The 14,325-nt window shown below is 29.4% G+C and carries 14 protein-coding genes; 5 read left to right on the top strand and 9 right to left on the bottom strand.

Annotated features, from left to right (window positions below):
* Positions 1 to 8: 8 nt before the first annotated feature.
* Positions 9 to 1,799, bottom strand: coding sequence for a DNA primase (dnaG, locus tag O3802_RS01705; RefSeq protein ID WP_371458025.1), 1,791 nt, complete (start codon positions 1,797 to 1,799; stop codon positions 9 to 11).
* A gap of 290 nt (positions 1,800 to 2,089) precedes the next feature.
* Here dnaG and trkA point away from each other — a divergent pair, with 290 nt between their 5' ends.
* A complete protein-coding gene (gene trkA / locus O3802_RS01700; protein WP_371458024.1) occupies positions 2,090 to 3,466 on the top strand; it encodes a Trk system potassium transporter TrkA in 1,377 nt (458 codons plus the stop codon).
* A 2-nt stretch (positions 3,467 to 3,468) separates the two neighbouring features.
* Entirely contained in the window at positions 3,469 to 4,947 is a 1,479-nt protein-coding gene (locus tag O3802_RS01695; protein WP_371458023.1) for a TrkH family potassium uptake protein, read from the top strand.
* 10 nt (positions 4,948 to 4,957) lie between these two features.
* Here the strand turns inward: O3802_RS01695 and O3802_RS01690 are convergent, their stop codons facing one another.
* Genes O3802_RS01690 through tmk form a run of 6 tightly spaced genes read right to left on the bottom strand, consistent with a single transcriptional unit; the run spans position 4,958 to position 8,584 of the window.
* Positions 4,958 to 5,275, bottom strand: coding sequence for a hypothetical protein (locus O3802_RS01690; RefSeq protein WP_371458022.1), 318 nt, complete (start codon positions 5,273 to 5,275; stop codon positions 4,958 to 4,960).
* Entirely contained in the window at positions 5,268 to 6,098 is an 831-nt protein-coding gene (gene rsmI, locus O3802_RS01685) for a 16S rRNA (cytidine(1402)-2'-O)-methyltransferase (protein ID WP_371458021.1), read from the bottom strand. Before rsmI ends, O3802_RS01690 begins: the two co-directional genes overlap by 8 nt.
* A 1-nt stretch (position 6,099) precedes the next feature.
* On the bottom strand, positions 6,100 to 6,411 hold the full coding sequence (locus O3802_RS01680) for a GIY-YIG nuclease family protein (protein WP_371458020.1): 312 nt from the start codon (positions 6,409 to 6,411) through the stop codon (positions 6,100 to 6,102).
* Positions 6,395 to 7,129 (bottom strand): tRNA1(Val) (adenine(37)-N6)-methyltransferase, encoded by a 735-nt coding sequence (locus O3802_RS01675; protein WP_371458019.1) that lies wholly within the window; start codon positions 7,127 to 7,129, stop codon positions 6,395 to 6,397. The genes O3802_RS01680 and O3802_RS01675 overlap by 17 nt, the downstream gene beginning before the upstream one ends.
* A gap of 5 nt (positions 7,130 to 7,134) precedes the next feature.
* A complete protein-coding gene (locus O3802_RS01670; protein WP_371458018.1) occupies positions 7,135 to 7,968 on the bottom strand; it encodes a DNA polymerase III subunit delta' in 834 nt (277 codons plus the stop codon).
* Positions 7,958 to 8,584 carry a dTMP kinase gene (tmk, locus tag O3802_RS01665; protein WP_371458017.1) on the bottom strand — a complete coding sequence of 209 codons (627 nt, stop codon included), beginning with the start codon at positions 8,582 to 8,584 and terminating at the stop codon, positions 7,958 to 7,960. Before tmk ends, O3802_RS01670 begins: the two co-directional genes overlap by 11 nt.
* Before the next feature lie 336 nt (positions 8,585 to 8,920).
* On the opposite strand from tmk, the gene O3802_RS01660 reads away from it, so the two are divergent.
* Positions 8,921 to 10,006, top strand: coding sequence for a branched-chain amino acid aminotransferase (locus O3802_RS01660; protein WP_371458016.1), 1,086 nt, complete (start codon positions 8,921 to 8,923; stop codon positions 10,004 to 10,006).
* A 71-nt stretch (positions 10,007 to 10,077) separates the two neighbouring features.
* On the opposite strand, the gene O3802_RS01655 is transcribed toward O3802_RS01660, so the two are convergent.
* Positions 10,078 to 10,878 carry a formate/nitrite transporter family protein gene (locus O3802_RS01655; protein WP_281665330.1) on the bottom strand — a complete coding sequence of 267 codons (801 nt, stop codon included), beginning with the start codon at positions 10,876 to 10,878 and terminating at the stop codon, positions 10,078 to 10,080.
* 297 nt (positions 10,879 to 11,175) lie between these two features.
* Positions 11,176 to 12,729 (bottom strand): ribonuclease Y, encoded by a 1,554-nt coding sequence (gene rny / locus O3802_RS01650; protein WP_371458015.1) that lies wholly within the window; start codon positions 12,727 to 12,729, stop codon positions 11,176 to 11,178.
* 367 nt (positions 12,730 to 13,096) lie between these two features.
* Here rny and rplK point away from each other — a divergent pair, with 367 nt between their 5' ends.
* Together rplK and rplA are read left to right on the top strand one after the other, a co-directional pair.
* The gene (gene rplK / locus O3802_RS01645) at positions 13,097 to 13,522 is read left to right on the top strand and encodes a 50S ribosomal protein L11 (protein WP_281665332.1); all 426 of its coding nucleotides are present in this window, start codon (positions 13,097 to 13,099) and stop codon (positions 13,520 to 13,522) included.
* Positions 13,523 to 13,535: 13 nt separating this feature from the next.
* Positions 13,536 to 14,228 (top strand): 50S ribosomal protein L1, encoded by a 693-nt coding sequence (gene rplA, locus O3802_RS01640; protein WP_004632247.1) that lies wholly within the window; start codon positions 13,536 to 13,538, stop codon positions 14,226 to 14,228.
* Positions 14,229 to 14,325 lie beyond the last annotated feature (97 nt).

The following is a 14,325-nucleotide window of genomic DNA, read 5'->3' as shown; positions in this document are numbered from 1 at the left end:
TCTTCTCCTTACTTTTTATACTTTTTCAATTGCTCTAGCAATTCTTTTTGTGCTTCTACATCCATTTCTTGAATAGCAACTTTTAGTAGTTCTTTTAACTTCTCAATACTAATCTCTTTTTTCTTGAAATATGCTATATAATCTATAACAATTTCATTCGTTGGATTTTCTTCTATTAAAAAGTCTGTTTCATCTATATAAGTCGCTAATCGTGCAACCTCTTCATCATCAATACTATGAACAAATTTATAAATTTGAAATTCTAGATTATTGTTGTAGTAAATAATTAAATAATCTACTAATCTTTCAAATATCTCTTGTGAAAACTGACATTGTTCCAATTTCGAATAATTATCAATAAAAATATTTCTACTTGTAAAGAAGTATTTAAATAGTTTACACATTTTTTTATCATAATTTAATGCCTTAAACAACAACTTTGGATTTTCTGGTGCTACCCATTGCGAGGTTTGGTTTTTTCTTTTTGTCTGTAATTGATTTAATTCTCTGTTAAGGACTTGACGTTCTATTCCAAATTCCTCAGCTAAGTATGTTAATAATATGTATTTTAATGACTCATCTTCTACATAAGAAATATTAGTTAAAATTTCATTTTTAAACTTAATTCTTTGCTCAATATTAGTCTTAGCTATATCTTTACAATACTCTATTTTAAAATTAATAAAATGTTCTTTGTTATTAGTGACGTAACTTTGTGCATCGAAATTTGTATTTTTCAAATTTTTATCCGTTAAAAATTCATCTAAATCCTTAGCTCCAGAAAATTTTAATTTATAAACATTGTCTGTTTTCTTTATTATTCTATTTCCTATTTCTATTTGCGCTTCTGTTCCTGCAACATCATTATCAAGACTTAAAGTGACTTTGTTAACTAAATTTAAAATTTCATGTAGCTTATTATTATCAATATTAGTTCCCATTAGGGCTACTACATTTTTTATACCATTTTGGTACGCTTTTATAACATCCATGTACCCTTCACACAAAATAATTTCATTCTCTTTTGCTATAAAAGACCTAGCATCTGAAAAATTGTATAATACCGTTCGTTTTTCAAAAATTTTTGTTTCATGAGTATTATAGTATTTAGGTACATTTTTATCCTGAGACATTGTTCTTCCTGAAAATGCAACAACTTGATTTTTATTATCTTTTATAGGAATCATTATTCTATCCTTAAAAACATCATAGTAATCATTATTTTCATTTTTTCCCAACAAGCCTGCTTCTACCATTAAATCTAAATTTAAGTTATTAGATTTAAAAAAATTTAACGCGATATTATTGTCTCGTGGTGCATATCCCAAATTAAAATATTTTATTACATCAATACTTAAGCCTCTATCTAATAAATACTTCAACGCTCCTTCAGCTTCTTTTGTATTTAATAGAATATAATTGTAATAGTCTGCTAAAAGTAAATGACCATAATACATAGAATCAAGCTCATTATTCAAATCATAGCTAACTTCTTTTCTTTCATTCGACTCTAAATTTAGTCCTAATCTTGTCCCCAATTTTACAATTGCTTGATTATATGTAATATTTTCTATTAATGATATAAACTGAAAAATATTACCACCTTTCCCACATCCAAAACAATGGGCAATTTTTTTGTCAGGAGATACAGTAAATGATGGAGTTTTTTCATTATGAAAAGGACATAAGCCTAAATAGTTTTGTCCTCGTTTTTCCAACTTTATATACTCACTAACTAAACTAACTATATCTATATTTTCAAAAATATAATCTATGTCTTGTTTAGAAATTTTTGCCATTTTACTCCTCCTCCATCACAAATTTATTACTTAATTAGATGAAAAGCGATAAAATTTCCCTTTTATAATTATATCACAAATTCATGAATTTTGGTATAGTTTATCAAAATGTTGTTATACTTTTCTTTTTATTTTTCCCTTTGAACTTCACACTTATTCTATGTATGGACAGCTTTATATTATATATTATAATTCTTTACTTTAAAGTATGAAACTTTTTTACATTAAAATTGACTTTGTTTGATAATAATTTTATAATATGGTTATCACTCAAAAAAGGAGTTTTACATGTGAAAGTAGTTATAGTTGGTGGGGGAAAAGTTGGCGAATTACTTTGTGCTGATTTTTCCGACATCTTTCAAGAAGTAACAATTATTGACACTAATGAATTACGTGTTGAAAAGCTCGTTGAAGCTTATGATATTAATGGTATATTAGGAAATGGAGCTAACTACGAAGTTCTTACAAGAGCTGATTCAGCAAAAGCTGATATGTTTATTTCTGTTACAGCAAGTGATGAAATTAATATGATTTGTTGTATTGCTGCTAAACAGATGGGGGCAAAATATACAATAGCTAGGATTAGAAATCCTGAATACTCTAAAACAAAAGAATTCTTACGTGAATCACTAGGAATAGACCTTATGGTTAACCCTGAGTATGAGGCTGCTAAACAAATTTCTCATATGTTAAAATATCCAACAGCAACAAAAGTTGAAAGTTTTTTTGGCGGAAAATTCAATATATTAGAAGTTATTATTAATAAAAATAGTATATTAAATGGTATCTCTCTAATAGATAGTAAAAAAATAATTGATTTTCCTTCACTAGTTTGCTTAGTAGAGAGAAAAGGAGAAGTATTTGTTCCACGTGGTAACTATATCTTTAATGTTGGCGACAAGGTTCATATTACAGCTGCAAATAAGAATCTGAAAAAATTCTATAAATTGCTAGGTAATAAAGATAACCTTGAGAAAAAAATTACATCTTCTCTTGTTATTGGTGGTGGAAAAATAGCTCATTATCTTGTTGAATTTTTACAAATTGCTAATTTCTACATAAAAGTAATAGAAATTGATAAAAATAAAGCTATTTCTCTTAGCGAGTCTTTCCCTGATATTGATGTTATTTGGGCTGATGGTAGTGACCGTGATACTCTAATAGAAGAAGGTATTCAAGCTTTTGATAGTTGTATTTCTCTAACCGGTTTTGACGAAGAAAATATTATCATAAATTTATATGCTGATAAGTTAGGCATCAAAAAAACTGTTGCAAAAGTTAATCGAGCTTCTCTTAAACAAATCGCTGAAGATATTGGCCAATATTCTTATATTACCCCTAAAGAGATCGTTGGTAATATTATTACAAAATATACGAAATCCCTTCAATGCAGCAAACATTCTGATATTGAAAACTTTTATCGTATAGCAAATAACCAAGCGGAAGTAATAGAGTTTAAAATCACAAATAACAGTGCTAAAATTTTAGGTATAAAATTAAAAGATTTATCTATTAACCCTAATATGTTAATAGCATTCATAATAAGAAATAATAAACAAATTTTCCCTAATGGTGATGATGAAATTAAGCTGGACGATAATGTTGTTGTTGTTAGCTATAAGCATAAAATTGAGCATATTGATGATATTATTTCTAGGGGGCAATAACTATGAATTATAAAATGATTTTCTATGTTCTTGCCAGAATGCTTAAATTACTAACTGGTCTTTTGATTATTCCAATGCTGGTATCTTTAATGTATAATGAGTCTTCAAAAACAACTGTATCTTTTCTTGTTGCAATAATAATGAGCCTTGCGCTGTATTCTATTATTGATGCCTTTACCGAGGAAAATAGAGAGCAAGATTTCTATAAAAGGGAAGGATTTGTTATTGTAACTCTGACTTGGATTGTATTTTCCCTTATAGGAGCATTACCCTTTTATTTATCCGGGGAAATTCCTAGTTATATTGACAGTCTTTTCGAAACGGTTAGTGGTTTTACAACGACAGGTTCTACTATTTTGCAAGATATAGAAAGTTTAAGTAAGAGTCTCTTATTTTGGAGAAGTTTCACCCATTTTATTGGTGGTATGGGGGTTATTGTTTTTGCACTAGCTATCCTACCACGTTCTCCTCACACAATTCATATCGCAAAAGCTGAAGTTCCTGGACCATATTTTGGTAAAGTAGTATCGTCTATGAAACAAACCGCAAGATATTTATACGGAATTTATATAACTTTAACAGCAATTTTGTTTGTTCTGTTATTATCTGGTGGTATTGGTATATTTGATAGTATTAATCTAGCATTTTCTACTGCTGGAACTGGTGGATTTGCTCCAAGAAACCTTGGTATTGGTTATTACAATAGTACTTACATAACTGTAGTTATCGCTATATTCATGCTTATATTTTCAATGAATTTAAGTTTAATATATTTTATTATCTTTAAACGTTATTTTAAAGTTTTAAAAAGTGAAGAATTACGTTGGTTTTTAGGGATGATAAGTATTTTATCTGTAATTATGTTTTTAGATATTTATCGTTCTTATGATACTCCTAACCACAGTTTATTAGATGTTTTCTTTACAGTATCATCTATAGTTTCTACAACCGGGTTTACTTATAATGATTTTAATATCTGGCCAGTTTTTTCTAAAATGATTATTCTTATTTTAATGCTTGTTGGAGGATGTACAGGTGGAACGGCTGGTGGAATTAAGATACCTCGTTTAATATTCTTTATAAAAAATGCTAAACAATCTATTGGCAAGGCCCTTAACCCACGAAAAATATCAATGTTTAAAATAGATGGTAAAATTGTAAAAGATACTACACCGCTTGCTAATTATTTACTATTATTTGGATTTATTTTCGTTATTATATTATTTTTAGTAACATTCCAAATAAATGATTTTGAAGATGCAATTTCATTAACAGTTACTTCTATTAGTAATGCAGGCCCCGCATTTAATAATTTTGGGCCAATGAGCAATTTTTCATCTATTCCGTACTTTACAAAGATAATTTTATGTTTTTCTATGCTACTTGGGCGTTTAGAGTTAATACCACTAGTTGTATTTTTCTCTGCTAAAACATGGACAAAACGCAGAAAAAAAGCAAAAACTACTAATTTTCATAAATAAAAGAAGAGATTTACTTATAAATCTCTTCTTTTATTATCGTCACTATTTCTGCTATTTCTTCATTTATTTTTTCATCCATTTCATTTTTAGAAATCATACCCTCATTATGCGCTTCTGAATAACCTAATATAACAGATAATGAATTTTTCACTTTATGTAATACTATTTTTTTCTTTTGCTCATTTTTATCTAACGTTAAACTTTTTATGTAAATCACTGCAATATTTAATATTAATAATATAGACAATGGAATGAAGAATATTTTATTCCAAAATGATAAGACTAAAAATAATACTATCAAAATATTAATTATTAATAAACTAATCATATTTTTCATGATACAAACTATAGACCTCTTTCTTATTAATACCAAATTCTTTTGAAATATTTTTTATAGCTTCTGATTTTTTTTCACCATTTTGAACTTTTTGATAAACAAGTTCAACTAATTCATCAAAATTAACATCTTCTGACTTTTCATCTCTATTTGGAGAAATTATAACAACAAATTCTCCTTTTTCCTTTATCTTATCCCCTAATATTTCCAGAATTTCTTTTGCTGAAGAAGTCTCTATTTGCTCAAACATCTTTGTTAGCTCACGCGCTACTGAAATCTTTCTAGTTGAGTCAATTTTCGAAATCTCTTCCACTAAATTCTTTACCCGATGAGGTGATTCATATAAGATAGCGGTAGTATTTATTTTTAAAATTTCTTCTAGTTTTAATTTTAAATCTTTTGTTTTTCTTGGTAAAAAACCATAAAATGTGTAGTTATAAGATTCTATACCACTAGCTACTAGAGCGGTTAACCCTGCATTTGCTCCAGGTAGTGCCGTAATAGGAAGTCCTATTTTTTTAATTTTTTCTACTAAAATATATCCTGGATCAGAAATACACGGCATCCCAGCATCTGTAACAAGTGCTACTTCTCTTCCTTCTTCTAAATAACTAATAATCTTTTCACTCATTTTTTCTTCATTATGTTCATGATAACTTATTAACTTCTTACCTGTTATTTCATAATGATTTAGCAATTTTTGCGTATTTCTTGTATCTTCACACGCTAAAATTTCTACACTTTTCAGAACTTTTAACGCCCTTAAAGTTATATCCTCAAGATTACCTATAGGAGTTGCCACTAAATATAACATGTTAATCCTCCTTTATTTTTTTATTATAATATCTTATCTTATTTTCTTTCTCTTTACTGATATTTTCAAAAATATATTGTTCTTTCTGCATCCGTGTCAGTTTCTTAAACGAACTTTCTGCTTTTGTCGCTTCACTTTTTGTTTCATACTCCTCAAAATATACCAAAGTGACAGGGCCTCTTGCCCTAGTGTACTTAGCTCCTTTTTTAGCATTATGCAATTTTATTCTACGTACTATATCTGTAGTATATCCTGTGTAAAAGCTTCTATCAGCGCACTCAACTACATATATATAACTAACTGTCAATTCCATACACCTTCTTCATTTCTTCTGTATATGTCTCATCTTCTTTATAAATGTATAACGGTTGTTCTACTTTTATATCACTTACATTAGAAATACTTCCCTCTACTAAAACTATTTTACTATTATTACTAGATTCTTTACCATAAACAAACTTTATTCGCTTTATAGCCAAACCATTTTTCTCACATTCTGATATAATGTCAGAAATACGATAAGTACGATGAACTAAACTAAATTTCCCATTTTGCTTTAACAAATATTTTATAGCTTGTATAACATCACTAAGATTACATAATATTTCATGACGTGATATATTATGATTAAACTTTTCCCTTTGGTTAGGCATATTTTTCACTGGAAAGTAAGGTGGATTACATATTACATAATCAAAAGATGACGGTTTATAATAATTTTTTGTTTTTTTTATATCACCATTTCTAACATTTATTCCCGTTAAATTATTAAGCTCAATACTTCTTTTACTTAATTCCACCAAATCTTCTTGGATTTCTAACATTTCTATCTGCGCCTGACTCTTCTCACGTAAAATAATAGAAATCCCTCCATTTCCACTACAAAGTTCTATTATGTTCTTTTTAGAACTTTTAGGGACATTGGCAAAATAAGGTAATAAGAAAGAATCTGTCGACATACTGTAATGGTCTATCTTCTGTAAAATTTTATAATTTTTAGATACTATATCTTCTCTTATATTCTCAATCATTTAATCTAATCTCCAAGAAAATCTAATCTATTCTCATCAAGAATAAGTGAAAATAAAAATTTTTCTAACACTAATACTGAATTTACATTAGCTTTTATATCATAAATTGCCTGTAACACTTTTTCATGAACTCGGCTGATATTCTTTATATTTTCTAAAGAAGAGGACATAGTATAGCTAATTTCTATTTTCTTATTAACTGTTTCAAAAAAATCAAGTATCTCTTCCTTATTTTTTAATTCGTTTAAAAGATAAATATTTGCAAAGTGTTTTTTATACTCAAATTTATTTTTAAATTCAAAAATTATTTTTTCTAAAAATTCTTTACCTTCTAGTTTTTCCTCTTTTTTTCCTACAAGTTTAATTTGCTGGCAACGTGAAATTATTGTTGGTAAAACTGCACTTGTATTTTTACAACTCAAAATAGCTATTATGTCTTCTTCTGGCTCTTCTAAAAATTTAAGCAGACTATTAGCTGCTTGATCAGTCATTTTCTCTATGTCTTTTATCCAATATATCTTTTTTCCATAGTAGGACTTAATACTAAATTCTTTTTTTAATAATTGTATCTCTTCTTTTTTTATTGACGTTTCAGTATCTACTTTATAGAAGTCTACATAGTTATTATGTTCTATGCTAATGCAGTTTTTACATTTTCCACAATTCTTAAAGTCTTTAGAATTATTATCTAAACAAAAAACTGCTTTAACAAATTGTAAAATAAACTCATCACAATATAAACTATCCTCACTTACTACTAGATAGGCATGGGATAGTTTATTATTTTTTAATGAATTTGTTAAAGATTTTACAGCAATATCGTCTTTATTAAAATTCATTGTTTAAAAATCCTTCCAATATTTTAAATGCGTCTTTCTCTACTTTTTCATAATCTTGATTTGCATCGATAACCTTTATACGTTTTTTATAATCATTAGAAAGTTCATCATATCCACGTTTTACATCTTTATAAAACTTCAAACTTTCATTGTCCATTCGATTATTTTCATCACGACCTTTTGTACGAGATAACCCTATTTCTACATCTACATTAAAATATAGAGTTAGGTCAGGCTCTAAACCATCAGTAGTATATTTATTAATATCAATTATATCTTGTTTATTAAGTCCTCTACCGTAGCTTTGATATGCTATAGAACTATCAACAAAACGGTCACAAATAACTATATATCCTTCTTCTACATATGGAATTATTTTTTTTATAATATGATCACGTCTACTTACGCAAAACAGTAAACTCTCTGTTTTAGCATCTATTTCATTTGAACTATCAAACAAGAGCTCACGAACTTTTTCGCTAAATTCTGTTCCTCCAGGTTCACGAGTAGTTATTACTTTATAACCTTTTTTTACTAAGTATTCTGTTACAGAATTTATAAATGTAGTTTTTCCTGACCCATCAGAGCCTTCCACAGTTATGAATTTTCCTTTCATTAGTCTTAACCTTTCTTTATATATTATTTACAACCATAAACTTTCTTTATAATTTTTATTATGTAACTTTCAATATATGTTTAAATGACCTAAACATTATTATCTTTATCAGTTATAATATTGTAACATACTTTAATTAAAAATAAAAATGCTACCAACTAATTTAATTTTTTTCAATAATCTATTTCTATAATTACTTTTCTATTCTCACTAAATAAATATCCGATTTTTCATCTAAAATTTCAGAAAATTTGATAAAAAGTATTGAAAAATTCTTTTTTTGGTATTATAATACATATAAAAATAAATTAAAAGGCACATGAAGGAGATTTATATATGACAAAATTAACAGTAAATGATATCCGCGTAGAACTTACTACTGCACCAAAAGAAAAAACACCAGATGATAAATTAGGTTTTGGGAAAGTATTTACAGACCATATGTTCATTATGGACTGGACTCCAGAAAAAGGTTGGTATGATCCTCGAATCGTTCCTTATGGTCCAATTCCTATGTCTCCAGCTCTAAATGTCCTACACTACGGTCAAAGTATCTTTGAAGGTATGAAGGCATATATGGCTAACGGAGAACCTGTTTTATTCCGTCCAGAACAAAACTTCAAACGTTTAAATAAATCAGCTGATCGTATTGCACTTCCTGAACTTGACGAAGAGTTTGCATTAGCAGCGTTGAAAAAATTAATTTCTATTGATAAAGACTGGATTCCTAAATCTGAAGGAACATCTTTATATGTTAGACCATTTGTTTTTGGAGCTGAAGAAGCATTAGGTGTTCATCCAAATAATGAAGTTAAATTCATTATTATTTTATCTCCATCAGGAAGTTACTTTAAAGCCGGTTTACAACCTAATAAAATCTTTGTTGAACATGAATATGTTCGTGCTGTACGTGGTGGATTTGGTTTTGCTAAAACTGCTGGTAACTATGCTGGATCTCTTAAAGGACAGAAAAAAGCACAAGAACTTGGCTATTCTCAATCACTATGGTTAGATGGAGTTGAGCAAAAATATATTGAAGAAGGTGGTGCTATGAATATCTTCTTCAAAATTGACGGAGTGTTCGTTACACCAGAACTAAATGGATCTATCCTTCCAGGTATTACACGTGCATCAGTAATCGAATTACTTAAATCACTTGGAGAAAAAGTAGAAGAAAGAAAATTATCTTTAGACGAAGTTTACGAAGCGTATGACAATGGTAAACTTGATGAAGTATTCTTATGTGGTACTGCCGCTGTAATTGCTCCAGTCGGTGAATTATTCGATGGAACTAAAAAATTAGAAATTATAAAAGATGGTAACCCAGGTGAATGGACAAGTAAAATTTACGACTTACTTACTGGAATCCAACTTGGAAAAGTTGAAGATAAGTTTGGTTGGGTAGTAAAAGTAGAAGAATAATATATAAAAGAGGCTTAGAAAAATATTCCAAGCCTCTTTTATTATAGATACTAAATTAATCTTACATCTAATTAACTATTATTTTCTGAATTTTTCTTTTTATATGCTAATGTATATAGCCCCGCTACTAAGATAGCTCCACCTAAATAGTTTCCTATAAATACACCTACCATGTTATTTAAAAATTGTCCCATAGTAATGTTTGCTCCTCCAAACATAGCTGCCGGAATTACAAACATATTTGCCACAACGTGTTGGAATCCAATAGCAACGAATGTCATTATAGGGAACCAAACACCTATAATTTTTCCACTCGTATCTTTAGCACAGAATGCAAGCCAAGCTCCCATTCCAACAAGCCAGTTACAACCTATTCCTGAACAAATCATTTGAATATAATTTGCATTAATCTTTGCCTCTGCTGTATGTACAGTTTTTTCAAAAACTGCTCCTTCTGTAAGACCTGTTAGATGTCCTAAAAAATAAGCAACAAATAAAGCCCCAACTAAGTTAGCTAGTGTAATAACAATTAAATTTTTTAATAATAACGAAGGTTTTAATTTTTTATCAAATACAGATAACGTAACGGCCATCATATTACTTGTAATTAACTCTCCCCCACCTACTAAAATACATATAAGTCCAATAGGGAATATAGCTGCCCCTAAAAGAGTTCCTAATCCACCCCATTCATGTGGTAATGTCCCTGCTACACGAATATATGCCAGATAACCAACTGAAATAAATGCTCCCCCTAAGAAACCTAAACTAAGCATATATTTAAGATTAGCAGTAGCTTTTGCAACACCTTTCTTACTAGTATATTCATAAATTTCCTGCGGCTCTAGATATGTTTTTGTCATATTTGCCATAATAATTTTTCTCCTTATTTATTTATATAAATTATTATACATTATAAAAACGTTTTTTTCAAACTGTTTTATAATACTTTATTCTATACGGATTATGAAAAAACATTTACAAATATTATCCTATTGCTAATAATTCAATATTATTTATATAACAATATCTTTAATTCTTTATAAATAAAATTTTACATATATTTATGATTTATTAGATTTTTAAATTCTAACCATTACTATATATATAATTATTAAAATAATAAAAATAAAAAAGTGATTGAATTTTAATCAACCACTTTTTTATTTTTATCTTGCTAGCTTAACAGCTCTTACTTCACGAATAACATTGACTTTAATATTACCCGGATATTGCATCGTTTCTTCGATTTTATTTTTTACTTCTTTGGCAATTTTATAAGTTTTTGTATCGTCAACTTCTTGAGGATTTACAATTACACGAATCTCGCGACCGGCTTGAATAGCAAATGTTTTCTCAACACCTTTATGTTCATTTGCAATTTCCTCAAGTTTTTGTAGACGTTTAATATAATGTTCTAATGACTCTCTTCTTGCTCCTGGACGAGATGCTGAAAGTGCATCTGCAGTGGCAACTATAACCGAAATAGGGTTAGTTGGTTCAGTATCTCCATGGTGCGAAGCAATTGCATTGACTACAACTGCATTTTCCTTATATTTAAGTGCTAACGCAACACCAATTTCTACGTGTGAACCTTCAACTTCATGATCAAGCGCTTTACCAATATCATGAAGCAGTCCTGCACGTCGAGCTAATGCAACATCTAAGTCCAATTCAGCAGCAATAAGCCCAGAAATATAAGCTACTTCCATTGAGTGTTGAAGTCCATTTTGTCCATAACTTGTTCTATATTTCAACTTACCTACTATTTTTACTAAATCAGGATGCATATTATGAATACCTAAATCAAATGTAGCTTGCTCTCCTGCATCACGAATTACTTGATCAATATTTCTTTTTGCTTTATCTACAGCTTCTTCAATTTTAGAAGGATGAATACGTCCATCATCAATAAGTGATTTAATAGCTGATTTAGCCACTTCTCGACGAATTGGATCATATCCTGATAATATAACTGCTTCTGGGGTATCATCGATAATTAAATCTACCCCAGTTAAAGTTTCTAAAGTACGGATATTTCTTCCCTCACGCCCGATAATACGTCCTTTCATGTCATCACTTGGAAGATCTACTACTGATACTGTTGTCTCACTAACAACATCTGTAGCAAAACGTTGTAATGACTGAACAATAAGTTCCTTAGCGCGTTTATCCGCTGTACTTTTTGCTTCTAACTCTTTATTTCTAATATAGATTGCCATATCTTTGGCCATATCAGCTTCCACTGTAGCCATAATCTCTTCACGAGCTTGTTCTTCTGTTAAGTTTGCAATTCTTTGCAACTCTGTTTCTTGTTGAATCTTAAGTTGACCAACCTCATTACTTTTTTCATCAAGTAATTGAGACTTTTCTTCCAATTTCATCTCTCTAGAACTTAGCAATTCATCTTTTTTGTTTAAAAGTTCTGTTTGACGTTCTAATGAAGATTCTTTTTGAAGAATTCTATCTTCTTGTCTTTGAATATCTTGCTTTTTAAATTCTACTTCTTTGTTTGCAATATTAATTATCTCTTCAGCTTCTTTTTTTGCAATAGTAGTTTCTTTTTCTACTATATATCTTGCTTCTTTTTTCGCTTCACCAATAATATGTTCTGCATCTTGTTTAGATAATTCTAATCTTTTTTGAATCGAATTTTTTGAAATAATATATCCAAATAAAAGTCCAACAAGTAAAGCTGCAACACTGATTATTCCATAAATCATTTTGCAACCTCTTTCTATTGAAAAAATTTCTTATGATATACTAAATTATTTTATTTAAAACTATACTCAATAAAACGGTTAATACACCATAAATATAATTCTACACTACTGACACTAAAAAGTCAATACAAGACAAACTTTCAAAACTTATTTCTGTGTTATTAATCACATAATATATTAATTAATAGTTCTGAATTAAAATTAAATATTTTTCACAAAAATATCAACAAAATACTTGCAATATAATTGTTGGTATGTTATCATATTCAGGTATGTAAAAATACAAAACTTGATTGAGTGGGAGAACGTAAATTTATACAACGTTCAAATGACCACATCACGAAAAAATATATTAGGAGGTTTTATCGTGGCTAAAAAAATTATAAAAGTAGTTAAATTACAAGTACCAGCAGGTAAAGCTAACCCAGCTCCACCAGTTGGTCCAGCGTTAGGTCAAGCTGGTGTAAACATCATGGGATTCTGTAAAGAATTCAATGCACGTACACAAGACCAAGCAGGATTAATTATCCCAGTGGTAATTTCAGTATATGAAGACCGTTCATTTACTTTCATTACTAAAACACCACCTGCTCCAGTATTACTTAAAAAAGCAGCTAAAATTGAAAAAGCATCTGCTGTCCCTAACCGTGACAAAGTTGCTACAGTTTCAAAAGCTCAAGTTCAAGAAATTGCTGAACTTAAAATGGCTGACTTAAACGCAGCTTCTCTAGAAGCAGCTATGCGTATGATTGAGGGTACTGCAAGAAGTATGGGTATCTTAATAGGAGAATAGGAGGATAATTATAATGGCAAAAAAAGGTAAAAAATATCTTGAAGCAGCTAAATTAGTAGATTCTTCTAGTCTATACTCTGTAGTAGAAGCAATCGAATTAGCTAAAAAAACAAGCACAGTAAAATTTGACGCAACTGTAGAAGTTGCATTCCGTTTAGGAGTTGACACTCGTAAAAACGACCAACAAGTTCGTGGAGCTGTTGTACTTCCAAAAGGAACTGGTAAAACTGCTAAAGTGTTAGTATTTGCTAAAGGTGATAAAGCAGCTGAAGCTGAAGCAGCAGGAGCTGACTACGTAGGACAAGGTGAATATATCACTAAAATCCAACAAGGTTGGTTTGATTTTGACGTAATCGTTGCTACTCCAGATATGATGGGAGAAGTTGGTAAAATCGGTCGTGTATTAGGACCTAAAGGATTAATGCCAAACCCTAAAACTGGTACAGTAACTATGGACGTTACAAAAGCAGTTAATGAAATCAAAGCTGGTAAAGTTGAATACCGTGCTGAAAAAGCTGGTGTTGTTCACACTCCAATCGGTAAAGTTTCATTCTCTACTGAAGATTTAGTAGAAAACTTCAAAGCTGTTCAAGAAGCTTTAGCTAAAGCTAAACCAGCTGCTGCTAAAGGTACTTACTTCAAATCTGTAGCTGTTACTACAACTATGGGACCTGGAGTTCGTGTTAATACAGCTGAATTCAAATAAGAATTTAATTTAAAGAGTATTTCTTCGTGGAAGTACTCTTTTTTATTTTCCAACTAACTCAGTCCATTATGAGTTAAAAAGCAGAATAATGATATTC

The organism is Gemella sp. 27098_8_92, assembly GCF_041433685.1.
Taxonomy (GTDB): Bacteria; Bacillota; Bacilli; order Staphylococcales; family Gemellaceae; genus Gemella.
This window is presented reverse-complemented; position numbering and strand designations above follow the sequence as displayed.

Excerpts from the sequence above, each read along its gene's own strand:
- dnaG (WP_371458025.1), bottom strand. The coding sequence starts at position 1,799 with ATGGCAAAAATTTCTAAACAAGACATAGATTATATTTTTGAAAATATA.
- O3802_RS01695 (WP_371458023.1), top strand. The coding sequence starts at position 3,469 with ATGAATTATAAAATGATTTTCTATGTTCTTGCCAGAATGCTTAAATTA.
- O3802_RS01690 (WP_371458022.1), bottom strand. The coding sequence starts at position 5,275 with ATGATTAGTTTATTAATAATTAATATTTTGATAGTATTATTTTTAGTC.
- rsmI (WP_371458021.1), bottom strand. The coding sequence starts at position 6,098 with ATGTTATATTTAGTGGCAACTCCTATAGGTAATCTTGAGGATATAACT.
- O3802_RS01680 (WP_371458020.1), bottom strand. The coding sequence starts at position 6,411 with ATGGAATTGACAGTTAGTTATATATATGTAGTTGAGTGCGCTGATAGA.
- O3802_RS01675 (WP_371458019.1), bottom strand. The coding sequence starts at position 7,129 with ATGATTGAGAATATAAGAGAAGATATAGTATCTAAAAATTATAAAATT.
- O3802_RS01670 (WP_371458018.1), bottom strand. The coding sequence starts at position 7,968 with ATGAATTTTAATAAAGACGATATTGCTGTAAAATCTTTAACAAATTCA.
- tmk (WP_371458017.1), bottom strand. The coding sequence starts at position 8,584 with ATGAAAGGAAAATTCATAACTGTGGAAGGCTCTGATGGGTCAGGAAAA.
- O3802_RS01660 (WP_371458016.1), top strand. The coding sequence starts at position 8,921 with ATGACAAAATTAACAGTAAATGATATCCGCGTAGAACTTACTACTGCA.
- O3802_RS01655 (WP_281665330.1), bottom strand. The coding sequence starts at position 10,878 with ATGGCAAATATGACAAAAACATATCTAGAGCCGCAGGAAATTTATGAA.
- rny (WP_371458015.1), bottom strand. The coding sequence starts at position 12,729 with ATGATTTATGGAATAATCAGTGTTGCAGCTTTACTTGTTGGACTTTTA.
- rplA (WP_004632247.1), top strand. The coding sequence starts at position 13,536 with ATGGCAAAAAAAGGTAAAAAATATCTTGAAGCAGCTAAATTAGTAGAT.